Origin of the sequence: Vibrio ulleungensis (assembly GCF_016900875.1) — a bacterium.
Classification (GTDB): Bacteria; Pseudomonadota; Gammaproteobacteria; order Enterobacterales; family Vibrionaceae; genus Vibrio; species Vibrio ulleungensis.
On sequence record NZ_JAFEUM010000014.1, the window covers coordinates 1 to 25559 of the forward strand.

At 45.1% G+C, this 25559-nt stretch carries 22 protein-coding genes, 1 tRNA gene, 1 rRNA gene and 1 riboswitch; of the genes, 15 read left to right on the forward strand and 9 right to left on the reverse strand.

The annotated features are described in order from the left end of the window. The 10 genes from rrf to thiH form a co-directional block, all read left to right on the forward strand. Positions 1-114, forward strand: a 5S ribosomal RNA gene (gene rrf / locus JQC93_RS19735); the annotation flags it as partial. Between the two features lie 40 nt (positions 115-154). Next, positions 155-231 (forward strand) — tRNA-Asp (locus JQC93_RS19740). A gap of 588 nt (positions 232-819) precedes the next feature. Then, complete coding sequence (locus tag JQC93_RS19745) at positions 820-2385, forward strand: GGDEF domain-containing phosphodiesterase (protein WP_205160046.1); 1566 nt, start codon at positions 820-822, stop codon at positions 2383-2385. Between the two features lie 89 nt (positions 2386-2474). Beyond that, positions 2475-2858: a fluoride efflux transporter CrcB gene (gene crcB, locus JQC93_RS19750; RefSeq protein WP_205160047.1), complete on the forward strand. Its 384-nt coding sequence runs from the start codon at positions 2475-2477 to the stop codon at positions 2856-2858. A 52-nt stretch (positions 2859-2910) separates the two neighbouring features. Further along, positions 2911-3010, forward strand: a riboswitch (TPP riboswitch). A 110-nt stretch (positions 3011-3120) separates the two neighbouring features. Next, complete coding sequence (thiC, locus tag JQC93_RS19755) at positions 3121-5067, forward strand: phosphomethylpyrimidine synthase ThiC (RefSeq protein ID WP_205160048.1); 1947 nt, start codon at positions 3121-3123, stop codon at positions 5065-5067. Further along, complete coding sequence (thiE, locus tag JQC93_RS19760; protein WP_205160049.1) at positions 5064-6320, forward strand: thiamine phosphate synthase; 1257 nt, start codon at positions 5064-5066, stop codon at positions 6318-6320. Before thiC ends, thiE begins: the two co-directional genes overlap by 4 nt. After that, on the forward strand, positions 6307-7071 hold the full coding sequence (locus JQC93_RS19765; protein ID WP_205160050.1) for a HesA/MoeB/ThiF family protein: 765 nt from the start codon (positions 6307-6309) through the stop codon (positions 7069-7071). The genes thiE and JQC93_RS19765 overlap by 14 nt, the downstream gene beginning before the upstream one ends. Beyond that, positions 7055-7255, forward strand: coding sequence for a sulfur carrier protein ThiS (gene thiS, locus JQC93_RS19770; RefSeq protein ID WP_205160051.1), 201 nt, complete (start codon positions 7055-7057; stop codon positions 7253-7255). The genes JQC93_RS19765 and thiS overlap by 17 nt, the downstream gene beginning before the upstream one ends. 1 nt (position 7256) lies before the next feature. Then, positions 7257-8042, forward strand: a complete 786-nt coding sequence (locus JQC93_RS19775) for a thiazole synthase (RefSeq protein WP_205160052.1) — start codon at positions 7257-7259, stop codon at positions 8040-8042. Continuing rightward, positions 8042-9151, forward strand: coding sequence for a 2-iminoacetate synthase ThiH (thiH, locus tag JQC93_RS19780; protein WP_205160053.1), 1110 nt, complete (start codon positions 8042-8044; stop codon positions 9149-9151). Before JQC93_RS19775 ends, thiH begins: the two co-directional genes overlap by 1 nt. Positions 9152-9237: 86 nt before the next feature. Here thiH and JQC93_RS19785 read toward each other — a convergent pair whose 3' ends face one another. Continuing rightward, the gene (locus JQC93_RS19785) at positions 9238-11025 is read right to left on the reverse strand and encodes an aminopeptidase P family protein (RefSeq protein WP_205160054.1); all 1788 of its coding nucleotides are present in this window, start codon (positions 11023-11025) and stop codon (positions 9238-9240) included. A gap of 208 nt (positions 11026-11233) precedes the next feature. Between JQC93_RS19785 and tsrA the strand changes: the two genes are divergently transcribed. Further along, complete coding sequence (gene tsrA / locus JQC93_RS19790; RefSeq protein ID WP_084888960.1) at positions 11234-11515, forward strand: H-NS-like global regulator TsrA; 282 nt, start codon at positions 11234-11236, stop codon at positions 11513-11515. 2 nt (positions 11516-11517) lie between these two features. On the opposite strand, the gene JQC93_RS19795 is transcribed toward tsrA, so the two are convergent. From JQC93_RS19795 to JQC93_RS19810, 4 genes are all read right to left on the reverse strand, one after another. Next, positions 11518-11952, reverse strand: a complete 435-nt coding sequence (locus tag JQC93_RS19795; protein ID WP_205160055.1) for a DoxX family protein — start codon at positions 11950-11952, stop codon at positions 11518-11520. Between the two features lie 33 nt (positions 11953-11985). Next, entirely contained in the window at positions 11986-12738 is a 753-nt protein-coding gene (locus JQC93_RS19800) for an HvfC/BufC N-terminal domain-containing protein (RefSeq protein ID WP_205160056.1), read from the reverse strand. Positions 12739-12821: 83 nt separating this feature from the next. Next, positions 12822-13793 carry an MNIO family bufferin maturase gene (bufB, locus tag JQC93_RS19805; protein ID WP_205160057.1) on the reverse strand — a complete coding sequence of 324 codons (972 nt, stop codon included), beginning with the start codon at positions 13791-13793 and terminating at the stop codon, positions 12822-12824. Between the two features lie 68 nt (positions 13794-13861). Beyond that, on the reverse strand, positions 13862-14119 hold the full coding sequence (locus tag JQC93_RS19810; protein ID WP_205160058.1) for a BufA1 family periplasmic bufferin-type metallophore: 258 nt from the start codon (positions 14117-14119) through the stop codon (positions 13862-13864). A gap of 251 nt (positions 14120-14370) precedes the next feature. Here JQC93_RS19810 and uvrD point away from each other — a divergent pair, with 251 nt between their 5' ends. After that, complete coding sequence (uvrD, locus tag JQC93_RS19815) at positions 14371-16545, forward strand: DNA helicase II (protein ID WP_205160059.1); 2175 nt, start codon at positions 14371-14373, stop codon at positions 16543-16545. Positions 16546-16642: 97 nt separating this feature from the next. Here the strand turns inward: uvrD and JQC93_RS19820 are convergent, their stop codons facing one another. The 4 genes from JQC93_RS19820 to rarD form a co-directional block, all read right to left on the reverse strand. Continuing rightward, positions 16643-19099, reverse strand: a complete 2457-nt coding sequence (locus JQC93_RS19820) for a glycoside hydrolase family 31 protein (RefSeq protein ID WP_205160060.1) — start codon at positions 19097-19099, stop codon at positions 16643-16645. Next, on the reverse strand, positions 19092-19991 hold the full coding sequence (locus tag JQC93_RS19825; protein WP_205160061.1) for a DMT family transporter: 900 nt from the start codon (positions 19989-19991) through the stop codon (positions 19092-19094). The genes JQC93_RS19820 and JQC93_RS19825 overlap by 8 nt, the downstream gene beginning before the upstream one ends. A gap of 789 nt (positions 19992-20780) precedes the next feature. Next, positions 20781-21440 (reverse strand): LysE family translocator, encoded by a 660-nt coding sequence (locus tag JQC93_RS19830; protein WP_205160062.1) that lies wholly within the window; start codon positions 21438-21440, stop codon positions 20781-20783. 6 nt (positions 21441-21446) lie between these two features. Further along, positions 21447-22352: an EamA family transporter RarD gene (rarD, locus tag JQC93_RS19835; RefSeq protein ID WP_205160071.1), complete on the reverse strand. Its 906-nt coding sequence runs from the start codon at positions 22350-22352 to the stop codon at positions 21447-21449. A gap of 127 nt (positions 22353-22479) precedes the next feature. On the opposite strand from rarD, the gene recQ reads away from it, so the two are divergent. The 3 genes from recQ to JQC93_RS19850 all read left to right on the forward strand — a co-directional run bounded on the left by recQ (position 22480) and on the right by JQC93_RS19850 (position 25549). Then, positions 22480-24315 (forward strand): ATP-dependent DNA helicase RecQ, encoded by a 1836-nt coding sequence (gene recQ, locus JQC93_RS19840; RefSeq protein WP_205160063.1) that lies wholly within the window; start codon positions 22480-22482, stop codon positions 24313-24315. Continuing rightward, positions 24308-24631 carry a DUF3630 family protein gene (locus tag JQC93_RS19845; RefSeq protein WP_205160064.1) on the forward strand — a complete coding sequence of 108 codons (324 nt, stop codon included), beginning with the start codon at positions 24308-24310 and terminating at the stop codon, positions 24629-24631. The genes recQ and JQC93_RS19845 overlap by 8 nt, the downstream gene beginning before the upstream one ends. Before the next feature lie 237 nt (positions 24632-24868). Further along, positions 24869-25549, forward strand: a complete 681-nt coding sequence (locus JQC93_RS19850) for a 7-cyano-7-deazaguanine/7-aminomethyl-7-deazaguanine transporter (RefSeq protein WP_205160065.1) — start codon at positions 24869-24871, stop codon at positions 25547-25549. The last annotated feature ends 10 nt before the right edge of the window (positions 25550-25559 follow it).

Sequence of the window (25559 nt, forward strand, 5' to 3'; positions counted from 1 at the left end):
TGGCGACCATAGCGTTGTGGACCCACCTGAACCCATGCCGAACTCAGAAGTGAAACGCAATAGCGCCGATGGTAGTGTGGGGTTTCCCCATGTGAGAGTAGGACATCGCCAGGCTTTAAATTATGGACACTTGCGAAAGCGAGTACGCCACTGCGGAGTGGTAGTTCAGTTGGTTAGAATACCGGCCTGTCACGCCGGGGGTCGCGGGTTCGAGTCCCGTCCACTCCGCCACTATTAAAGAAACCCAGTACTAATGTACTGGGTTTTTTGCTATCTGAGGTAAAGCGATTTGCCCTACGGGCAACGAGTCCCGCTGGAGCGCCAGCCCGGCCGCTCCGCCACTATTAAAGAAACCCAGTACTAATGTGCTGGGTTTTTGGCATCTGAGGTAAAGCGATTTGCCCTACGGGCAACGAGTCCCGCTGGACTGCCCGCCCTGTCTTAAATGAACTTATCGAGTGTATTGTCTGCTAGGTTAAAGTAGTCCGATCTATAGAGAGCAAATTCGATTGGCGCTCTATTCGGACTACCCGATTTCACTTAAAGCAGCATAATAAATAGGGTCTCTGTGTCTAATTAATAGACAATTCCGGAGCACTTAAAGCCTATCTGATCCATATAAGTTTCATTATCAATAATAGAAAAAAGAAGTAGGTCACTACATACAATGTTTTATTTCAAATTCATTTAGTTTGATTGTATGGTGACTAAATATAAACTATTGTTGTAAATGTATTGGAGTAATAACTCTAATTCTTATAGGGTTATTCGCCTTTAGTATCGACTAGATTTAATGATCTTCAATACCATGGATGGGATATGTTGAAATACGGTTCAAGGCGATTTTACATCGAGCTTGCTTTTCTATGTGTGCTTTACGCTGTTGCTGGGTACTATTTTATTCGTGTTGATGCGTTTGAACGCATTAGTGCGTTTGTAGGGAACTATGAGCTTTGGCAGCTTGATGAATTTCTTCTTCTATTGCTCTTGAGTCCATCACTATTGCTGTGGCTGTGCATTCGATTGGCATGGGAAAAGAAACAGGAGGTCGACTCCCGCCACCGGCAAGATGTCTCTAGCTTAGAACAGCTTAAGTTTGACCCGCAAACTGGACTGCAAAACTTCCGATTTTTTGAGACTGGGTTAGATAGTCGAATCAATAACACCTCTGATAACACTCAGTTTGTGTTGTATCTACTGTCCTTTGAAAACTACCATCAGTTGTGCGAATCCCACCATATCGAATCTGTAGACGACTCTCTACTACAATGTATAGCGATCATTCGTGATGAATTTTCGGATCACTATTCAATTGGCCGAACCGGTCAAAATGAAATATCTATAGCATTTGAGTGTATCGGTATAGATTGTTATCAATCGAGCATAACCGTGCTTAAAACGGTTATGACACGAATTACTAAACTGAGAGCACCAAAGTTAGAATGTTCAGCGTCTATTGCTTATGTGCGCTCTGCTGATGAAGGTGTAAACACGCGCCGTTTAATTACAAAAGCGCGAAGTGCTACATTTACTCGCACGGGTTCGATTGGAACAGGCATCTACGTCTATGATCAAGAAGTCGAAAACAAGAAGTTAAATGATCTCCAGCTTGTTGGAGAGCTCAGAACGGCTATAGAGAAAGATGAGTTAGAGTTGTATTACCAACCTCAGGTTGACCTGTACTTAGGCCTTACAGTGGGTTCAGAGGCGCTCATACGCTGGAACCATCCAGTTGCAGGTCTCTTAACGCCAGATAAATTTGTTCATTTACTTGATCATGATGCTATTTGTTTGAAGTACGGGGATTGGCTGTTTCGAAAAGCGATTAAACGGCTCACCCATCTTTCTAAAGACTTTCCACAACAAACCGTTAGCATCAATATTTCCGCCAGTCATATCCAACATCCCCGTTTCTTTTCGCAACTTACTCAAGCATTGGTTGGCCATTCAAGCTTACTAGTAAAAAACTTAGTCATTGAGGTTACAGAGTCTTTTAAACTTTCCGATCATAATACGGCGTTCGATAATATGCGAAAATGCAAAGCACTAGGCGCAAAAGTTTCGCTTGATGATTTTGGTACCGGTTATTCGAGTCTAAACCAATTGCGAGTGCTGCCTGTCGATGAGATTAAAATAGACAGATCCTTTGTGAGTAATATTCTTACCGACCACAATGATTTCAAATTGGTCAGCAGTATTCTTTCACTTGCTGAGAATTTTGAATTGGACGTCGTGACAGAAGGTGTCGAAAATTTAAATCAAATCGATAAGCTACTCATGGTAGGCTGTCGACGTGTGCAGGGATATTATTATAGTAAACCTGTCCCCGAGAAAGAGTTTGATGAGTGGTTAGAAGAATCTACAGTGCAGCCAGCGATTTTGTGACTCCTGTAACTTTTTAAAAGCAGCGTAGTTTGCTGCGCAATCACCTAGAGAATATTACTCTTTTCAACGTCATTTTGTAGGAACTGGGAATGGGACAAATTCAAATTTTAAGTTTTATCGCAGTTGGCGGTGCTTTCGGTGCTTGCTCTAGGTACTTAGTCTCTGAGTTGTGTGTCGCATTGTTGGGTAAAGGATTTCCCTACGGAACACTCACTGTCAATGTAGTAGGCTCGCTGATGATGGGGCTATTAATTGCCGCGTTTGAAAATGGTTCATTGGCGACTGAGCCGTGGCGTCAGATTATCGGATTAGGCTTTCTTGGCGCTCTAACCACTTTCTCCACTTTCTCTATGGATAATGTTCTTCTTATGCAGCAAGGTGCATTCTTTAAAATGGGATTGAATGTATTGTTTAATGTTACGTTGAGCATCACAGCTGCATGGGTTGGATTTCAATTTCTTATAAAAAGCTAACATCACTGTCTACAAATTAGCTTGATAACTGCAATGCATTACCTATAATCAATCTCACTTGTCGGAGTGCCATTTGGCTGAGACCGTTTATTCGGGATCCGTTGAACCTGATTCAGATTAATATCTGCGAAGGGAACAAGAGTAGAAATTGATCAAAGGCGATCTCGCCCCATATCTTCTACAGCGTTGTGAACTAACATAGCGCTCTCTTGTCAGCAAATTTCCGGCAAGCATTTTTCATTCAAACGAATAAGGAAATGCTATGTCGAGTCGTAAACAGCAGCGTTTAGCTGCAAAATCTTATATTGATAACCTTTCAGTAGAACCATTCCCGAACTCAAAAAAAGTCTTCGTAAAAGGCCGCTTACCGGGTGTTGATGTCGCCATGCGTGAGATCAGTCTCGCGGATACGTTTGTTGGCGGAACACAAGATGATCCGGTGTACGAGCCAAATGAGTCAGTACGAGTCTATGACACCTCGGGTAGCTACACCGACCCTCGTCATCAAATCGATATTTATGATGGTTTACCAAAACTTAGACAAGCGTGGATTGAAGGTCGCGACGATACCATGACTCTGTCAGGAGCATCGTCAGACTTCGCTAATGAACGTTTGCAAGACGATACATTAGATGACTTGCGATTTGGCAAGCTGCCAACAATTAGACATGCAAAAGAGGGGCAGTGTGTTACTCAGTTGCATTACGCTCGCAAGGGAATCGTTACCCCAGAAATGGAATACATCGCTATTCGGGAGAACTTGTGCCGAGCAGAAGTGCGGGATGAAACACTAAAGCTCCAACACAAAGGTCATTCATTCGGTGCAAGTCTGCCTGAAGATATAACGCCAGAGTTTGTTCGCGACGAAGTTGCGCGAGGGCGCGCGATTATACCTGCAAATATTAACCACCCAGAGAGTGAACCAATGATCATTGGCCGAAACTTTTTGGTAAAGGTGAATGCCAATATCGGTAACTCTTCAGTGTCTTCTTCCATCGAGGAGGAAGTTGAGAAGCTTGTGTGGGCGACTCGCTGGGGTGCGGATACAGTGATGGATCTCTCTACAGGTAGGAATATACACGAAACTCGTGAGTGGATATTACGAAACAGCCCGGTTCCAATCGGTACCGTTCCAATGTATCAAGCGCTTGAAAAAGTAAATGGCGTTGCCGAAAACCTTACTTGGGAAGTGATGCGCGATACTCTTATTGAACAAGCCGAGCAAGGGGTTGACTACTTTACTATTCACGCGGGGTTGCTATTGCGTTACGTGCCAATGACAGCAAAGCGCGTCACCGGTATTGTTTCTCGCGGTGGTTCCATTATTGCTAAATGGTGTCTTGCGCACCATAAAGAAAGCTTTCTCTATACACACTTTGAAGAGATCTGCGAGATTTGTGCAAAGTATGACGTGTCTTTGTCACTTGGTGATGGTTTAAGGCCTGGCTCGATTGCTGATGCGAATGACGAGGCCCAGTTTGCTGAGCTACGTACTTTAGGTGAATTGACCAAAGTGGCCTGGAAGCATGACGTGCAAGTGATTATCGAAGGTCCTGGTCATGTGCCAATGCATATGATCAAAGAGAATATGGATGAGCAACTAGAGCATTGCCATGAGGCACCTTTTTATACACTAGGTCCGCTTACTACTGATGTTGCACCAGGCTATGATCATATTACCTCTGGTATTGGCGCGGCAATGATAGGCTGGTATGGCTGCGCGATGCTCTGTTATGTGACACCTAAAGAGCATCTCGGATTGCCAAACAAGCAAGATGTCAAAACGGGCTTAATCACTTACAAGTTGGCCGCTCACGCTGCCGATCTAGCAAAGGGTCACCCTGGTGCACAAGTTCGAGACAACGCCTTGTCAAAGGCTCGATTTGAGTTTCGTTGGGAAGACCAGTTTAATCTGGCACTTGATCCTGATACTGCCAAAGCGTATCACGACGAAACACTGCCTCAAGAATCAGGGAAAGTCGCTCACTTTTGTTCGATGTGTGGCCCTAAATTTTGCTCTATGAAAATCTCACAAGAAGTGCGTGAGTATGCCAATACCATTCAAATAACCAATGTCGACGGCTCTACCGAAAGTATCGCAGTGAATGGTATGAATGAAATGTCGAAGCAATTTAAAGAAAGTGGGTCTGAGCTCTATCATCAACCAGCGATGTTAGCAGACGTGAATGAAGGAACGGATAGCGTATGATTGATCCCTCATTGACGGTCGATGGCGACTCGTTTAACGGGCACTTACAGGATATTGAACTCCTTATAGAGAGTGCCGGCCTCCTGTTTGAACCACATGCTGTTACTTCGATTGAGATGGGCGATTCTAGTCTTTTCATTCAACGAGGAGAGCATCAATGGCGGATTGGAAGTTCACTGTTAGGTCATCAAAACCTTGAGAGTCATGAGGTGTATGTTGACTTTGAACCTAGTGAGCAATCTCGAGTGGACGCTACGGCAGTAGAGTGTACGTATATAGCAGTAGGCGTCTATAGCGCTAAAACAACTTTTGATCGGGTGCTGTCGAGTGATGGAGCCTCATTGGCTAAGGTTGAAGCCAGGGATTTAGATAGAAGTCGACAATGGCAATACTTAGGTTATGTCGTGGGATTGATCGTCCATCAGTTTGCATTTGATGATGCGGTGCTCATTGCGCGAAGTCTGCTAGATGTTTCACGTGGAACATGGCCAATCAGTTATGCTCAGTTCGCTAGAACCCACGAGCCAACTAAGCAGATAAGTATCGGCAAAGCCGAATCTGATAGTCAAGCGACACTTCCGTTTCCCAAGCTCATACATCAAGACATTGGATTGTATCCAGTGGTTGAGAGTGTCGAGTGGGTTAAAAAATTGCTTGAGCTCGGTGTGAAAACGTTGCAACTACGCATAAAAGACCCAGCAGTCCCACACCTGGAAGAGAGTATTAAAGACGCCATTGATGAGGCGAAGAGATATGGTGCACAGCTGTTCATCAATGATTACTGGGAGCTCGCCTGTAAGTACAACGCATATGGGGTGCACTTAGGTCAAGAAGATCTCTTGACCGCGGACTTGGTGTTGCTGAAAAAGAAGCAAGTTAGGCTAGGGTTGTCGACTCACGGCTATTACGAACTGTTAAGGGCTGCATCGTTAAGCCCTAGTTACATTGCACTTGGTCATATTTTCCCTACTACAACAAAGCAAATGCCATCGCTACCACAAGGGTTAAATCGACTAAAACGGTATCAAGAATTAGTTAATACATTACCTACAGCACAACGTTTGGAAGTCGGATACCCAACGGTTGCAATTGGTGGAATCAACCTAGAAAATGCGTCTAAGGTTCTAAAGTGTGGCGTGACAACAGTCGCGGTTGTAAGGGCAGTCACGGAGTCTTTAGACCTGTCAAAAACATTAGATCAGTTTGGACAATTATTAGAGCGGCCTCGTGGAGATAGTGATGCTAACGGATAGAGAGTTTATGAGATACAACAGGCAGTTGAGTCTGGACGACATTGGTGAAAGTGGTCAGCTTAATCTTAAGCAGTCTCATGTTCTAATTGTTGGCTGTGGTGGTCTAGGTTCATCAGCCGCGTTGTTTTTGGCTGCATCTGGAGTAGGTCGACTTGTCGTTGCTGATGGTGATGATGTTGATAGCAGCAATCTACAACGACAAATTGTTTTTCGCGAAGTTGATCAAGATAGCAATAAAGCGACCGCAATGGCAGAGCAGCTAAAGCAACTCAACAGCCACGTTTCGGTTAGAGCCATTCCAAAGCACCTTGACGGTATGCAGCTTCAAATGGAAATCAGCTTAGCTGACGTGGTGCTTGATTGTACCGATAATATAGAGACTCGACACGCTATCAACGGCGCCTGTTTTCGTACTAAAACGCCACTAATTTCTGGGTCTGCGATTGGTTGGCAAGGGCAACTTGCCTGCTTCGATTACCAACAAGACACACCTTGCTATCGGTGTTTGTATGCCTTCGAACATATGGCTCCTGGAACAAAATGCAGTGATGCTGGGATAATGGGACCGGTGGTTGGCATTATTGGAAACTACCAGGCTCTGCAAGCTATTAAATTTATTACCAAGCAAGATCGAAGTCAGTTCGGCAAACTCTTTTTGTTCGATGCTCAGTACTTAGACTGGCGCTCGTTAAACCTGTCTCGAGACCCGAGCTGTACTGTTTGCGGGGGTGAGCATGAAATTGCGCTTTAATGGTGAAGAGGTGACTTTTGCTGATCGTCTGTGTTTGGACGCTCTTGTTGTGCGCATGAATTGCGAAACTCAACATTGCGCCATTGCGGTAAACAATCGCGTGATACCTCAGAGTCAATGGAACCTTACCTCGTTAAGCGATGGAGATGTTGTGTCCGTGTTTAATGCGATCGCTGGAGGCTAATATGCTAAAAATAGCGGATAAAACCTTCCACTCTCGTTTGTTTACTGGAACGGGCAAGTTTTCAAGTGGCGAAGTGATGCGAAATGCTATCGTTGCAAGTGGTTCAGAAATGGCGACTTTGGCGCTTAAAAGAATGGATTCTGAGCAACCTGCAAGTGATATCGTGCAGCCAATACGTAACGCTAACGTTGCGTTATTGCCCAATACTTCAGGAGCAAAAACGGCCCAAGATGCAATATTTGCCGCTCACATTGCTCGAGAAGCACTTCAAACGAATTGGTTGAAGCTAGAAATACACCCCGATCCTAAATATTTGATGCCAGACCCAATTGAAACACTGAAAGCCGCTGAGCAGTTAGTTAAAGATGGCTTCATAGTTTTACCCTATTGCCATGCCGATCCTGTTCTATGTAAGCGCTTAGAGGACGTGGGATGCGCTGCAGTGATGCCGCTAGGCGCTCCAATCGGGTCGAATAAAGGTCTTGTAAGTCGTGATTTTCTCGAAATCATCATAGACCAAGCAAAGGTACCGGTAATAGTCGATGCGGGGATAGGCGCGCCATCTCACGCTGCACTTGCAATGGAAATGGGAGCTGATGCTGTTTTGGTGAATACGGCTATTGCAGCGGCTCAACACCCAATCAATATGGCCCGTGCATTTAAAGCAGCCGTTGAAGCCGGTAGATTGGCTTTTGAAGCTGGGTTAGCAAGTCGCTCTACCCACGCTATAGCGTCGAGTCCATTGACCGATTTTCTAGACTCCCTTAGCACAGAGGAGGCGCGCTAGTGGCCTTTGTTGACGAGTTTAATCTTATTGATCCGGTGGATGTTCAACTTTCGATTCTATCGAAAACCAAAGCAGACGTTGAGCGTGCACTAGGTAAGAGCAAGCTTGATACAGAAGACTTTAAGGCTCTCATTTCGCCCGCGGCAGAAGGTTATATTGAGCCGATGGCTCAGCGGGCGTATAGCTTAACGCGTCGTCGATTTGGGCACACTATTTCGCTTTATATTCCATTATACCTCTCTAACTTATGTGCTAATGCGTGTACGTACTGTGGGTTCTCGATGGGAAATAAAATCAAGCGTAAAACCTTAGATACAAATGAAATTGAAGCGGAAATGAAAGTCATTAAATCCATGGGGTTTGATAGCTTACTTTTAGTCACAGGAGAACATCAAACTAAGGTTGGTATGAATTACTTTAGGTTGGTGTTACCTCAGATAAAAGAGCAGTTTTCTTATCTTGCAATGGAAGTGCAACCGCTCGACACCATTGAATACGAAGAGCTAAAAAGGTTGGGCTTGAATGCCGTGATGGTTTATCAAGAGACGTATAATCGTTCTACCTACGCCGCGCATCACTTGCGTGGTGCAAAGATGGATTTCGACTATCGACTTGGCACACCAGAACGGCTAGCCTCTGCGGGTATCGATAAAGTCGGTTTAGGTGCGCTTATCGGTTTGGATGATTGGCGTACCGATTGCTATTTCACTGCATTGCATTTGAATTACCTTGAACGCCACTATTGGAAGACACGGTATTCAATCTCGTTTCCTCGCTTGCGTCCTTGTGAGGGGAGTGTGCAACCCAAATCCATTATGAACGATAAACAACTGGTGCAACTTATCTGTGCCTATCGTTTACTAAATCCTGAGTTAGAGTTGTCTTTATCTACACGCGAAGAGGCTGAGTTTAGAGATAAGCTTGTTCCACTAGGGATAACCTCAATGTCTGCAGCATCAAAAACCCAACCCGGTGGTTACGCAAATTCTGAGATTGAGTTAGAGCAATTTGAAATCAGTGATGAGAGAAGCGCAAAAAATGTAGCAAAAGCAATAGAACGTATTGGCTTTCAGCCGGTTTGGAAAGACTGGCATTCTGCATACTCTTAAGGGTATAAAAAAGAGGTTTCACGTGAAACCTCTTTTTTGTTACGCAGCATTCAAAATACAACGTCAATTTTGTTTGGCTAATTGACCTAACGAACCAGTGGTTGTGTCGCTTGCTGTAGCCAAGCTTTCACGTCTTCGCTGACCAATGAAGAAAGGTCGCTCCACACTTTAAGGTGATAGTCGTTCAACCAAGTTAACTCTTCGTCACTTAGCATATCGACGACTATATTGCGTTGGTCTATTGGACAACGAGTAAGGGGTTGGAAGGTAAGAACAGGAAAGTCCCCGTTAGTTTCTTCTTGTATAACCAACTCTAAGTTCTCAATGCGTATTCCAAATGCACCTTCGCGATAATAGCCAGGCTCATTAGACAGCACCATGCCTTGTTCTAAAGCAACATTGATTTGTCGCTTGCTGATGCTTTGTGGCCCCTCGTGCACGCTGAGAAAATGACCCACGCCATGCCCAGTACCATGATCAAAGTCGTACCCTTGTGCCCATAAATGTTGGCGAGCAAACGAGTCAATCTGATAGCCGCATGTCCCATTAGGGAAACGAGCCCGAGCAATTCCAATATGACCTTTAAGTGCCAAAGTAAACTGCTTCTTCATTTCGTCACTTGGTTGGCCAATGGCTACTGTGCGGGTAATGTCAGTAGTACCATTGATGTACTGGCCACCAGAGTCAACCAAGTACAATGAGTTCATACTTAACTGCCCGGGTACCTCTTGGTTTAGGTGGTTATAGTGGCACATCGCGGCATTACTACCTGCAGCAGAGATAGTATCGAAGCTAAGGTCTACCAGCGTAGAGTCTTCACGACGAAAAGCTTCCAATTGATCAGACAGTTGCGCTTCGTTATACAATTGGCCTTTGGCAACGTTGCTATCAAGCCAGCTCAAAAACTTAGCCATGGCAACGCCATCACGAATGTGGCAATCAATCATGCCTTGTCGTTCAACGTCGTTCTTGCACGCTTTAGGCATTAAGCACGGGTCTGCCAAATTGAGAACATGGGCGCCTGCATCTTCGAGTGTAAGCGTGAACCAAGCATTGGCTGTAGCTGAGTCAATCTGAACGGTTTTACCGCTTAGTGACTTAAGGTGCTCAGGTAGGGCCGCTGGATTTGCGATGGTAACGTTACTACCGATATGTTGCTCGAAGTTATCGGGTACGCGGCTTGGCTCAACAAACCAAATGGCGCTGCCGTCATTATTAAGCACAACATGCGAAAGGATCACAGGTAACCGAGAGACATCTAATCCACGAACGTTGAGTAGCCAGCAGATAGAGTCGAGCGCTGTTATTACGGCTGCATCTGCACCATTTTTCTTAATGACAGTAGCGAGCTCGTCGCGCTTGCTTTGACTGCTAACGCCAACTTGTTCTATGGTCATTAGTCTTACTTGAGAGTGTTGAGGCGTAGGACGGTCAGACCACAACACGTCTATTGGGTTAGCATCTAAAAGAGCAATAGAGTAGCTATCGCCTAAGGCTTTCTGTGCAGCTTTGTACCAAGCACCTGAATGCATGCTTGGATCTATACCAACCTTGGCACCGATACTTAGATTATTAATGATCCAGTCGATAGGGGGCTCAGTGATTAAGTGGCAATACTCAAAGAGTGGACTTGGCACCTGATCTTTTACTTGAACTGTGTAACGACCATCAACGAATATCGCTGCTCGATCCTGCGTAACGACAGCGGCACCAGCAGATCCGGTAAACCCAGTTAGCCAATGCAGACGCTCATTATGCGCTGGAATGTATTCGCCTAGGTATTCATCTTCGTGTGGGATAATGATCGCATCAAGTTGCTGATCCGACATCCATTTACGCAGCAGTGTGACTTTTTGTTCTGTAGAACTGTGCATTTACTGATCCTTATGCATCGATTTTGTGTAAAACCCCCCTAAGCTAACGGTTTTGCAGAGCACACGCAACATAGCATTCGGATAGAAAAATAGAACAGCAGAATATAAGGCGATAGACTGAAACTTTGCTAGCACCATTTAATAGGCTTGGGTATATTGTTGATCCAATCACCGCGTTGTACGCACTTAAATCAAAAAGGTTAGTTATATGTCTTTAACCACGTTTGAAATGGCCAAATATTTAGAACAACTCGATGAATCACCTGAAAAAGTCATGTATGGCCGCTTGCTCAACGAACTAGGTAGTCAGAGCGAAGAGCGCGTTCGTAGTGCTGCCAAGCAGGTGAGTATAGAAAAGCTAAAAGACCTAGTGTATCAATTTCAGATCGTTATCGAGCAGCGCAAAGGCGAAAGCGTTGAACTGCTCAAGCAACAATTAGAGGAAGACGGGATCACAGCAGAAGAACTGCGCGCTTTTATTACCAAGTAACATTAGCTCTGTTTAAAGAACGCGTAGTCAACCGACAGTTTACCTCCCCCCCAAATGACCAGATTTAAGATCATCACACCCCAAAATTGGTGATCGTAATATCCTTTCTCCCAAAGCAACGGATAAGAAATTACGGCAATTGCATTAAACGCAAACAGTGCGATTGCCATAGGTCTTGTGAATAGCCCAAGTAGTACAAAGACCGGCAATATTAACTCTGCGGCGGTACCAAGATATGCAGCTAGTTTCCAAGGCAGTAATGGTACTTGGTACTCGTATTCAAATAAGAAGAGCGTACTTTCCCAGGTCGATATTTTGGTTAGCCCTGCATTAAAAAATACGTAGGCTACCCATACTCGGCAAACCAATAGAGTTATCGTGGATAGCTGCTCCTGCACCGGCTGAATTAGGGGCGAATAAGGTAATTTTAAAGGCATATGACCTCCTATGGCATGGCAATGTCGGGTGACCTAGTAGCTGTAATGAGTGATCCAGGCATTGGCAATAAAAGTGGGTAACAAGGTTAATTGTTCTGGTGAGAGTGACGTAATCGCAACTCGCTGGCGCATTGTTTGTAATACTCGATAGATCCGTTCGTCGACGACCGTAGAGGTCAGCTGTTTTCCTTCTCTAGCAATAACAACACACTGATGAGCGTTCAAATTCAAATCTTCGTAGTTGTCGGTTTTAATCGCATTGTGGATATCAACGACAGCCCAATCAGACTCAAACAAAGCAACGGTTTCAGCTAACTGAATCTTGGCTTGCTGCTGCTTTTCTGGTGGTAATTGGCCAAACGTTTGAATAACGCATAGAGGCGTATTGCCATCGTAAACTTGATGACGTAAACGATCGCCATGCCATTCAAACCGAATCACTTCTAAAATGTAGGGCACCGTTTCTATCACGCTACTAACCTTCGCTACGGTATGGCAAAAATGCTTACCATACTGAGAGGTATCTGCTTGCGTTGGAGGGTGTTCTCTTATGCTTCTTTTTGCCAGTTGCTCAAAAGCGAGATCACCGACGATTGCTTTGGTAAGAGGGTAACAAGCGGCCAATACGTCTACTAAGCTAAACATGACATTGTTCTTATAGATTTGTAGACGATCTGCTGCTCTAAATTGATCGCTAACAATCCCACAATGAAATTCTACTTCGAATCGATTTTCAGTGTCTAAGAGCGCATGTGAGAAGTTTGCTTGTATGTCGGCTAGTCGCATGAGAGTGTCCTATGGTAATACTCAGCTTGAGTGTTGTTATTGCGCCACGGTTTGCTGCGAGATTGTTTGGTGTCGTAATAGAACTAGGCTAGTGATGGTGATAAAGCCTCACTGTTGGTCAAGCTTTGGCAGATTAAGTCACTTGCTTTGTTAGCCTCAGCGAGCAATACATCCAATTTTGGAAGATCCGTATCCCACTCGATGAGTGTTGGTCGTAAACCATTACTTTCCAGCCAACAGGCGTAAAGGCTCCAAACTTCATCACTGACCGGTTGGTTGTGAGTATCAATCCAAATCTCTCCTTGAGGCAGCCGCTTCTTGGTAAAACCTGCAAGATGTATCTCATCGACAGCGGAGTTATTAACGCTGTTAATATAATCGGTACTGCTGAAGCCATGATTGAATGCCGATACGTGAACATTATTAAGATCAAGCAGCAAGCGGCACCCTGTACGAGCGTGCACTTCGTTAAGAAATTCCCACTCCGGAATGGCGGAGTGCGCAAAACGTAGATAGCTACTAGGGTTTTCTATTAGAAGAGAGCGACCTAATGCGTTTTGTACGATATCGACATTTCTACAAAAGACATCTAACGCTTCTTCTGTGTAAGGTAGAGGCAGCAAGTCGTTATAGTGAACACCGCCACTTTGGCTCCAACTAAGGTGATCAGAGATTAAAACTGGTTGAATGCGTTGCTCTAAAGCAACCAGTTGACGAAGGTGGTCTGGGTGCGGTTCTTCTACCGACCCCAAAGACAGGCCAACGCCATGACAGCTAATGGGTATCTGGTCTGCGATTCTATTCAGGCTAATAGAAAGCTCACTTCTTGGGTTCAAGTAATTTTCACTATGGATTTCAAGCCAGCCCAACTCATCAAGGTCACTATTAGCTAAGCGAGTTTCCACAGTGCTATGGTGTGCCGCTCGCAAGCCAATCCCTATTGCATTCACTTGAGACAGTGTGAATTCTGGTGAGTTGGTTTCACGTGAAACAACGGTATTGAGTGAAGGCGTTGACGTTTGCTTGGAATGGCTTGTGTGTAAGTGTGTGGTCATGAAGTGAACTCCTACTAGGCTAAGGCTTAGCGAATAAACCTTGGCCTAGTACAACGGTGATTGAACGATTAAGAGGACATGGTGCTACCACCAGTTAATTTGTCACACAGCCCTTTAGGAACCACAACAAAGGCGTCTTTTTGGTTGTCTTCTTTTGATGTACCTGCGCATGAGCTGCTTTTGGTTGCACAGTCATTTTGACCTGCTTTGGCAACGCCATAGCACTTTTCTTTATCTGCCGCAGCAGCGGGAGCAGCGGCCATCGTGGCACCAAGAGCGATTAAACTAGAAACGGCGGTTGTCACAGCTAAAGTAGATTTGTTCATTGCGAATTCCTCACGATATTGTCCATTAAGTGTTGGTGGCCATTTGTTAACGAATTGTTTACATAAGGCTCGTGTAAGTAGAGCCTTATGCGAGGGGAAAACTTTCAAATATTTTCAAAGAAAATGACGAATCAACTATAAGTTATTGAAATATATAGGATTAAAAAAACGATGAATGGCGCAAATTTATTCGCTAACAACTACCGTAACTTGTACAATGACAGGTATGTACATATACACAGTGAGTCATCATGTTTGATCCTTCTATGCTCCTAGACGGGCTTAACGATAAGCAACGTGAAGCGGTCGGTGCACCGTTAAGTAATATCCTTGTATTAGCAGGAGCGGGAAGTGGTAAAACGCGTGTACTAGTGCACCGCATGGCCTGGCTTATGAAGGTTGAACAAGCATCGCCGTTTTCAATTATGTCGGTGACTTTTACCAATAAAGCGGCCGCAGAAATGAAAGGACGCATTGATACTTTAATGCGTGGTAGCAGCTCTGGCATGTGGAATGGCACATTTCACGGGATATGCCACCGTATTCTTCGCGCGCACTATTTGGACGCTAAGCTCCCACAAGATTTTCAAATTCTGGACTCGGATGATCAACAGAGACTACTAAGAAGAATCATTAAATCGCTGAACTTAGATGAGAAACAATGGCCAGCACGACAAGCAGCATGGTGGATAAATGGTAAGAAAGATGAAGGCTTAAGACCTTCGCATATTGATGACTATCGTGATCCAATCACAAAAACGTGGCTGCAAGTATACAGTGCGTATCAAGAAGCCTGTGATCGTGCAGGGCTAGTCGACTTTGCGGAAATTTTGTTACGTAGCCTTGAGTTGCTGCGTGAAAAGAAAGCCATTCGCGAGCATTATCAAGCGCGTTTTAAACACATTCTGGTTGACGAATTTCAAGACACCAACAACATTCAATATGCTTGGCTGAGGATCATGACCGGAACCGACTGTCACGTCATGATTGTCGGGGATGACGACCAGTCCATTTACGGATGGCGCGGCGCAAAAGTAGAGAACATACAAAAGTTCCTCAATGAGTTTGGTGCACCGTCAACGGTTCGCTTGGAACAAAATTATCGCTCCACCAAAACCATTCTTACGGCCGCTAACCAACTTATTGCGAACAACAATGAGCGAATGGGTAAGGAGCTATGGACAGATGGTGGTGCGGGTGAGCCAATCGATGTGTATGCCGCGTATAACGAATTAGACGAATCACGATTCGCGGTAAGCAAAATTAAGGCTTGGCAAGACGAAGGCGGAAAGCTCGATGAGTGCGCCATTTTGTATCGAAATAACGCGCAATCTCGTGTTCTTGAAGAGGCGCTAATTCAGGCAGCGCTTCCTTATCGAATCTATGGTGGGATGCGATTTTTTGAACGTCAAGAAATCAAAGATTCCTTAAGTTACCTCCGCCTTATGGCTAACCGCAATGATGACGCCGCATTTGAGCGCGTAGTGAATACGCCGACGCGAGGGCTAGGGGATAAAACGCTCGATACGGTGAGGGTTGCCGCTCGCGATAACGGCAGTACCTTATGGGAGGCAAGTAAGTACTTGCTATCTAATAAGGTCCTCGCAGGTAGGGCAGCAGGTGCTCTAACTCGATTTATAGAGCTGATCGATGCGCTTGAAGATGATACTCACGATATGCAACTTCACAAACAGACGGATCATGTGATCCACACTTCTGGCTTATACAGTATGTACGAGCAAGAGAAGGGCGAAAAGTCGCAGGCTCGCCTAGAAAACTTGGCTGAGCTGGTGACAGCGACAAGGCAATTTGAGATGCCTGAAGAGGCTGAGGATATGACGCTGCTTACGGCCTTCTTAACTCACGCGGCATTAGAGGCTGGTGAAGGGCAAGCGGATGAGTTTGATGATGCGGTGCAATTGATGACCTTGCACAGTGCGAAAGGTCTAGAGTTCCCTGTTGTGTTTATGGTTGGTGTAGAAGAAGGGATGTTTCCGAGCCAGATGTCGGCAGAAGAAATCGGTCGCCTCGAAGAAGAGCGTAGGCTGTGTTACGTAGGCATGACGCGAGCGATGAAAAAGCTACACATTACGTATGCGGAGATGCGCAGGCTTTATGGTCAGGATAAGTATCACCGCCCAAGTCGCTTCATTAAAGAGTTACCGCCAGAAAATCTTAATGAAGTAAGAATGAAGGCCCAAGTGAGTCGCCCAAGTTCAGAAGGGCGATTTAGCCATAGCAAAGTCAAACAAAACTTTAACGAGTCCGGATTTAACCTTGGGCAACGCGTGATGCATTCTAAATTTGGTGAAGGCACGATCATTAACTTCGAAGGCAGCGGCCCACAAGGCAGAGTGCAGGTTGCCTTCAATGGCGAAGGCATCAAGTGGCTTGTGACCCAATTTGCCAAATTAGAGAAGCTTTAGCGATTGTAGTGAGTTTTATAAAGTGACAATACCAAGGGCCAAGTAAATGGCCCTTGGTCGTTCTATGCTTGGTTTATTAAAGATAGAAAGCGTTGGCTTATCCTTCCTGAGAAATTTGAACTCCCTGATCAAACAACAGTTCAATATGGCTGTCAGACTCCCAAAATGAGCGAGGCAATAAAATGTGAACCGTCTTTGTTTGGACGTCGAAAAACCATAAATCATGGTCTAATTTACGTTCATATAAAACTTGGCTAAGCGCACGGTTATTGAGGGATACACCTACAGGGCATTGCTCTTGCACCTTAAGTGAAAGTTTGACTTTGTCATACCGCGGCACATAGTGACCTTGCTGAGTCACCGTGACTTTGGTACTTGCAGCAATGGTTACCCAGTCAACTTGAGTACGTTTAAACTCCCCAGATTTGTACGCGAAGCTCTCGCCGTCATCGTCGTAAAAATGCGCTTGGCCAGAGGCGCTCGCAGCAAGGTAAATTTGCAGCTCGGCTGCCGGTGACTTCGCATACTGGTTATCGAGAAATACCCCGCTACCTTGTTTGATAAACAGTGGGCTGTGATCCCAATGCACATGAATACAATGAGACTGCCCCCCACAATAGGACTCTCCAGAATACCAATCTAACCACTCTCCTCGTGGGAAATACTGATTAAGCTCGGTGATATTAGGTTCTGTGATTGCAACACACAGCAAACTATCAGCCAATAGAAAGCAGGTGTCTTCAAAGGCGCTATTGCTGTCGCTGATGTCTGCATAACTGAGTGCTGAAACCATTGTCAGACCGAGGCGATGGCATCGCTCAGCTCGGCTATATAGCGTTGGCAATAATCGATAGCGGAAGTGAAAGGCTTGCTGAATCTGTGGAAGTATTTCTGGGTATATCCACGGCTCTGTTACAGTGTTGTCGTTATTCACCGAATGAATGCAAAAACGAGGGTGAAATATCCCGTTTTGCACCCACCGTAAAAACAGCTCTGGCGTAGGCGCAGGTCCCGTAAAGCCGCCAACATCCATACCGTTAAAAGCGACACCGGACCAGCTCATACCGAGCATGGTGGCAATATTGAATCGGAAACATCGCCAGCTACTGTCGTTGTCTCCTGACCACGTTTGGGCAAAACGTTGAATTCCGGAAAACCCGGCTCGACTAAGTATAAAAGGGCGCTTTTCGCTGTTTTGAGCGACGGCCTCGTAGGCGGTCTGTGCCATCAAATTGCTGATCACAGGACGTAACTGGCTAGCCTTGGTTGGTGTTGAATCACCGTGACACAATCCCTCTCCATCCATTTCAAATTCATTGTTGTCGTTCCATATTGATGTGATCCCATGATCAATGAGCGAGCTCTTTAAATGCTTACTCCACAACGCTCTAGCCTTTGGGTTTGTAAAATCAACAAATGACGCGTCACCTCCCCAAAACTTCTCTATTTTCGATTGGCTACCGTCTTGCTCTCGGATAAATGCGCCCATGGCGTCAAACTCTTTATAAAGAGGGTGTGTAGTAAGTAGGCCTGGCTTAACGTTAGGTGAGAGGACTTGGGCCCGTTGAGTCATTTGTTCAACAAACCGTGCCGGTTCAGAAAAGCTTTGGCTGTTCCAATGAAAGGTATACCGCAGCCCATCGTGTCCTTTTGTGTAGCCAGACGAAAGGTGAAAGCCACTTACTGGTATGTTTTGGTAAGCACACTCGTCAATAAACCCGACGATTGCATCGTCTGATCCTTGTTCGAGCTCGGTGTAATACATGGTCGAACCGAGGTAGCCAAGCGATGCTTTTGTTGGAAGTACAGGCAGTCCAGTGATCGAAAGGTAATGATCGAGGATCGCCTGTGGGGAAGCTCCTAGCATGATCACACAATCCAAAGGACCGCCATCCACACAAAAACTGCCGAACTCACCCCAGTAACCACTTCGCTCACTACCAATATCAAACTCACAATGAGTGGCGGTGTGGTAATACACACCCACACATTGCTTTTGACTGGGGCGGTAACGAACAAAGAAAGGAATGTGCTTGTATAGTGGGTCGCCTGATTCTGGGTTGTAGCCAACCGCATCTACATTATTCATTTTGTAGCGACGACCGCTGCGTTCTAAGCGGCCTGTTTTCTCACCTAAACCATAGTATTTATCTTCATCAAGTCGCTGGTGGTAATGCCAGCAACGAGAGTTATTGTCTTTTAAATACGCTCTGCGAGGGAGATCTTGGTAGATCACTTTTTGATTTTCGATCACTGAGAGATAAAACGGATCGAGGTTGAGCACTATCTGTACATTTCCGAAGGGTAGAGTGATCTGTGGATCGCTTATCGTGAACTGCTGTAGTTCTTTACGCCACTTTAGGATCGTGTTTGAAGCAAACTCAGGCTCTGCCTGAGGCTCTTGGTACGACAGAACATCATTGTCGTCAAAGTAGGCGGTGAATCGGAATCTGTTCACAGATAAAGGTCGTAATACGTATCGGCCATTCTCAAAGTGAAAGGTGACGTCATACTGGGACGCTTGGAATGAGTTCAATGTATGTAAGCTATTCATCAATCTTTCCTTTTTTTGATGGTATGCGAAGGGTTTCGATTAGAGCAACGGCAACGATGATGCCTCCACCAATGAGTGTTGTAGGTGCGGCAATCTCACCCAACAGAAAATAAGCAAAAACGAGCCCATAGACAGGCTGAATGGTGGCTATCATGCTGACGGTTTTAGTTGGAATATGTTTGAGGCTAAAGATAAATAGGGTATGAGGGACCAATACGAATAATATGGCCATAACTACAATGTTTAGCCAGTGCTCATGGGCGAGTGTTTCAAGTTCTAGAGATGACCAGATTCCAAAGGGCAAAATAAGCGCGGCAACCAGAGACTGAAAGAATATTTGATTGAGGCTGTCGATGTCTCTTGCATGATAGCGGCTCATAAGGTTTCTCAATGAAAACGCAACCGCTGCGATCAACCCCCACCCAATGCCTTGAACATGACGATTTGACCAACTGAGCTCCGGAAGCATCACCAAAAGTCCAACACTCAATACAATGCCTAACACAATATCGATACGCTGAATGCGCTGCTTAGAAAAAAGTGGCTCGATGAAGATGGTAATAAGTGGATAACTGTATAGAGCCATCATGGCCATACCAACCGTCGATAATTGCACCGAATGAAAAAAGGTCACCCAATGCGTTGTCATCAATACTCCTAGACCGATCATAATGCCTATAGATTGGCGCTTAAGCTCAATGGGTTTTCCGAGGGAAAAAAACAGCACCAATAAAGCGAATACGCTCACTACCGAACGTAGCCAAATTAATTGCTCAGCAGGTAGGGGAATAAGCTTTGCGAATAAGGGAGTAACAGCCCACAGTAACACCGACAGGTTTATGGCGAGCAACGCCGTGCGCGAGTGGGTCAAAGGGTGAAGTAAGGAAACCATGTAGTGATGCCATATCGAAAATATGGAATCAGTGTATGTGATGGATTAGAGAAGATAGAGCCCAAAACAGGGAAAGGACTATTTGGTATAAAAAACAATCAACCAACAAGGACTGAATTTTGAACAAAGAAAAACCCCGAGGGCCAAGGCCCATCGGGGTTATAGTCTTACTCGCAGCAATCCGGCTACTAAAAGTGCTCCATGCATCTAATCCATGATAGTGTGCTGTATTCCTTCAGCGTAGTCCTTTCTCGCCATCCTAGCGGTGTCCATTGACCTTATCCTGGTCTGCTAACAATCCAAGTTAGCTCACTTCGCTTGTTCCCTGAGCGGTGTCCCTTTCATCATCCTGATGATAGTTCCATACCTCATCCAGAGGTGTCCATTGCCTTCCTTAGTAGTAACCATCCTAGTTACTATTGAGTCCGTTCAATGTCCATTTTGCTATCCGTGCCGATCATTCATCCTGAATAACCGAATCTCCATCCTGAAGATTACCAAATCCTTGGTGTTTCCTGTTCCTTGCCAACTCCTTGTCGACAAAGAAAAGTTTACGCTGATGGCTTTTTTAAACAATCGCGCTAGATCACATTTTTACGTTGCCTAAATACGACAAAAAACAAATTACTTATTTTTCAGTAGTTTACTTTGCTTGTAGTACAGTGCAGTCGACGAAAACTCACTTTGACTCACACTCTTGTGAGAGATCTCTTACAAGGTGCACGGTGGATTACGCCAATTCTCCCGTTTTTGATCTAAATCAAAACTATCGATGGTTCAGTGTTGTGGTTAAAAAGGCAGCAAATGCCATAAGATTGATACGCCAACAGCGGTAAAAAGGAGTGCGCATATTCCGTCAATAAATGGACCCGCTTGCTCAACTTTACTCGCGACGCGTTTTGTCGAAAGAGCGTACGCGAGAAGTGAGAACCAAAATATCGATAATCCCCATAAAAGCGCCATGGCTGAGACCTTGCCTACCAATGACATTGTGGCAGGAACGATACTCGATAGCAGGCTAACGAAAAATATCAGCGCTTTTGGGTTTAATAAGTTTGTCATTAAACCTTTGCGAAAGAACGGGGTAAGCGGTTTATTTGCCGAAGATAAAGGGCGTTGAGTGTCGGGCACAGTCTCTGTGTGGTCCAAAGTACTTGTTTGTAGCAGTGCTTTAAGCGAGCTTAACCCCAAATACAGTAGATAGCTGCCACCAAGAAATTGCACGGCGCTGTATAAAGCAGGATTGTTGTGAACCAAATAACTCACACCCGTAAGGCTTAATGTCGAATGGATCAATATGCCTGCCGATAGGCCAGTGGCAATAGCAAGGCCCGCTTTACGACCGTGTTTAGCCGTTGATTGCACTACAAGAGCAAAATCTGGTCCTGGGCTCATCAGTGCAATAAAATGTATGGTGGCAAGTGTGGCCAATATAGTGAACTCGTTCATGTCTCTCTATGCCTTCACAGCTTTTTGTCTTTTATGGTGTTTGAGTCCATCAAAACTGAACAAAATCAATGCCATCCATATAAAGCTGAATGTGATCATTTTAGCTTCGGTTAATGGTTCACCATAAACCGTAATCGCCAATAAAAACATTAAGCTAGGCCCAATATATTGGAAGAAACCTAAGGTCGATAACTTCAAACGGGTTGCTGCAGCAGTAAAGCAGAGTAGAGGAGCGGTAGTGACAATACCGGCAGCAATCAGCAATGAATTGAGAGACATTGAGTTGTTCCACATATTGCTGGTGGGTGTATCTATGGCAAGTAAATATATCGCTGCGACAGGAAACAAAAATAGCGTTTCGACAAATAGTCCCGTTTGCGCGTCGATATTGATTTTTTTACGCAACAATCCATAGACTCCAAAGCTAATAGCTAACGCAAATGCAACGTAGGGAATGGAGCCAAAGGCAAATAGCTCGATAAACACGCCTGTGGCTGCTAAAGCAACGGCCAACCACTGAAGCTTTCTTAGGCGCTCTTGCAGGAACAACATACCTAAAATAACGTTAAACAGAGGGTTGATGTAATAGCCTAAACTGGCTTCTAACATCATCTCACTGTTGACCGCCCATATAAAAATTAACCAATTTATGGCAACCAGAGTGGCGCTACAAAGCAGAAGGAAGGTACGTTTTTTCTGGGTGATAACCTGCTTAAAGCGAGTCCAGCCTTGGGTGAAATGGATTAATAAGGCCAACAGTAAAACAGACCAGACGATTCGGTGAGATAAGATTTCTAAAGCAGGTACGTTGTCTAACGCTTTGAAATAAATAGGGGCAACTCCCCACATGGTGTAAGCCGCAATGGCGAGTAACACACCTTGTTTAGCGCGTTGTTGTTCTGGCATGGTCAGTTTCGTAAAAAAGAAAACCAGTATAGCGATGTAGTTTAGGACGTCACTCTAATTTTGCAGTTTGCTTATTGAGCTATCCCCATTACAATGGCTCGCCCCTTTCTTCACCAAGTCCGAATACGCATTAATGAACGACACTCTCATAGCGCAGCCTCAGCCGACCGTGCAACAACCCGCCGAGATTCTTAAGCAAGTCTTTGGTTACGGCGAATTTCGTGATGGTCAGCAACAAGTTATTGATGCGTCACTGGCTGGGCGGGATTGTGTAGTGATCATGCCCACCGGTGGAGGTAAGTCACTCTGTTATCAAATCCCAGCCTTGGCCCAAGAAGGGTTAACGTTGGTTATATCGCCTTTGATTTCATTGATGAAAGATCAGGTGGACCAGCTTAAAGCACATGGTGTTTCGGCTGAGTGTGTTAATTCAAGTATGAGCCGTGATGAACTATTAAGCGTGTTCAACCGAATGAACCGTGGCGACTTAAAATTGCTATACGTTTCGCCAGAAAGAGTCTTGATGCCCGAATTTATCGAGCGCCTTAGCTATATAACGCTAAACCTGATCGCTGTAGATGAAGCACACTGTATCTCTCAGTGGGGGCACGACTTTAGACCTGAATATGCGTCATTAGGACAACTGAAACATTATTTCCCAAATACACCAGTAATGGCGCTAACGGCAACGGCAGATGATGCCACAAGGCACGATATCCAATCTCGTCTTTCACTTGACGAACCCGACGTCTATTTAGGCAGTTTTGACAGGCCGAACATCCGTTATAACCTGGTCGAAAAACATAAGCCTGTGTCTCAAATCATTCGATACTTAGACACCCAAAAAGGGCAGTGTGGGATCATTTACTGTGGCAGCCGAAAGAAAGTCGAAATGGTGACCGAAAAGCTGTGCAATAACAATTTGCGTGCTGCTGGTTACCACGCAGGCATGGACAGTGACGAAAGAGCGTTTGTTCAAGAAGGCTTTCAAAAGGATGACATTCAGATAGTGGTTGCTACTGTGGCCTTTGGCATGGGAATTAATAAACCTAATGTGCGATTTGTTATCCATTTTGATATTCCGCGAAATATCGAGTCATACTATCAAGAGACGGGGCGCGCTGGTCGAGATGGACTACCTGCTGAAGCGCTCACCCTTTATGATCCAGCGGATATGGGATGGTTACGTCGACTTCTTGATGAGAAAGACGATGGTGAAGTGAAGCGCGTCGAAACACACAAACTGAATGCGATGAGCTCGTTTGCAGAAGCTCAAACCTGTCGTCGCCAAGTATTGCTGCATTATTTCGGTGAATATCGAGAAAAAAGTTGTGGAAACTGCGATATTTGCATCGACCCGCCTAAGCTATTTGACGCCACCGTTCAGGCTCAACAGGCGTTGTCTTGTATCTATAGAGTGAACCAAAGTTTTGGTGTGAGCTACGTTGTGGAAGTGCTGCGTGGAATGCAAAATATCCGTATACGAGACAATGGCCATGACAAGCTCAGTACCTATGGGCTGGGTAAAGAGAACAGCCATGATTATTGGGTCAGTATCATGCGTCAGCTCATTCATAAAGGGTTGGTGATGCAAAATATCACTCGAAACTCAACACTGCAGCTCACGCCCGAAGCGAGACCCGTGTTGCGAGGTGAGGTGCCCATCGAATTGGCGGTACCACGAATAGATGCAAGTGCACGTGCAACAAAAGCGACAAAACTGTCGACCAAAAACTACGACAAGAAATTGTTTGCTAAGTTAAGAAACCTCAGAAAAACCTTGGCAGATGAAGCCGGGTTGCCACCTTATGTCGTGTTTAATGATGCGACCTTAGTAGATATGGCCGAGATGCTGCCTACATCTGCAGGGGAAATGTTGGCCGTTAGCGGAGTAGGTGAGCGAAAGCTCGAACGCTTTGGCGATCAATTTTTAGATTTGATACAGGAACATTTAACGTCACATGGCTAGTACACACACTCAATACCAACCCGCAAGTCGCATTGTCGTAACAGAGTATTTTGCTGATCAAGGTAAGCTGATTTTGTTGACTCCTACCTGGGACTTTGATGAGTTTGCAGTGTTGGGTGATTATATTGTTGAGATGTTGTCAGCCAAAATAATCGAGAAGCAGACCGATGCCGATTTACACTCGTGGCTGATTGATTTTGAAGGCTGTCAGTTTTTAATGAAAGCTGAGCACTATTCTGAATGCGTATGGCTCGAGGCGCTCGAGCCCAAGCAAAGCCAGCAAGAGTGTCAATTTTTAGCTTCTTGGTTACAGTAGAAGAACTAGGTATTCTCGGGACACGTTTCACGTGAAACCGAATTTAATGCGATGGGCAGTAATTAAGCACTTGATAACTGTTATCAATTTTGTATAATCCCCGCCCGCTCACAAAATGTGTAGCATCGCGCCTATTTTAAGTAAGAGTTGCTGATAGGTATTACAATGTAGCGAAGTGCGGCAGTGCCGACTTCATTTGGGTTCCCTCAACCCCAAAACAAAATAAAAAGGTATACAATGAGTCACTTTTCCTCCGCGCAGCAGCGCAAAGCCCTTTTTTGGTTAGTTCTTTTTCACCTTGTCGTGATTGCATCAAGTAACTACCTCGTTCAGCTACCCTTTACTGTATTTGGCTATCACACCACATGGGGAGCATTTACTTTTCCGTTTATCTTCCTAGCGACTGATCTCACGGTTCGTATTTTTGGCGCACCGCTTGCCCGAAAAATTATTTTCCGTGTTATGGCGCCCTCATTGATCGTTTCGTATGTGTTATCAGTGGTCTTTTTCGAAGGCAGTTATCAAGGCTTTGGACCGTTAACCGAGTTTAATCTATTTGTAGCTCGGATCGCGGTAGCAAGCTTTATGGCGTACGCGCTGGGACAAATTCTTGATGTGCATGTATTCAATCGCCTACGCCAGTTAAAAGCTTGGTGGGTTGCACCATTGTGCTCGACACTGCTGGGTAATGCGTTGGATACGATTGCGTTCTTTGGTATCGCTTTCTATAACAGCCCAGACGCCTTTATGGCGCAACATTGGCAGGAAATTGCGTTGGTGGACTATGGTTTCAAGTTGGTAATTAGCGTGGGTTTGTTCATTCCAATGTATGGTGTGGTTTTAAATTTCTTGGTTAAGAAATTGACGCACGTTGAGGTTAACTCAACAACTCAAGCGGAAGTTGCTACGACAAAATAGTCATTAGAAT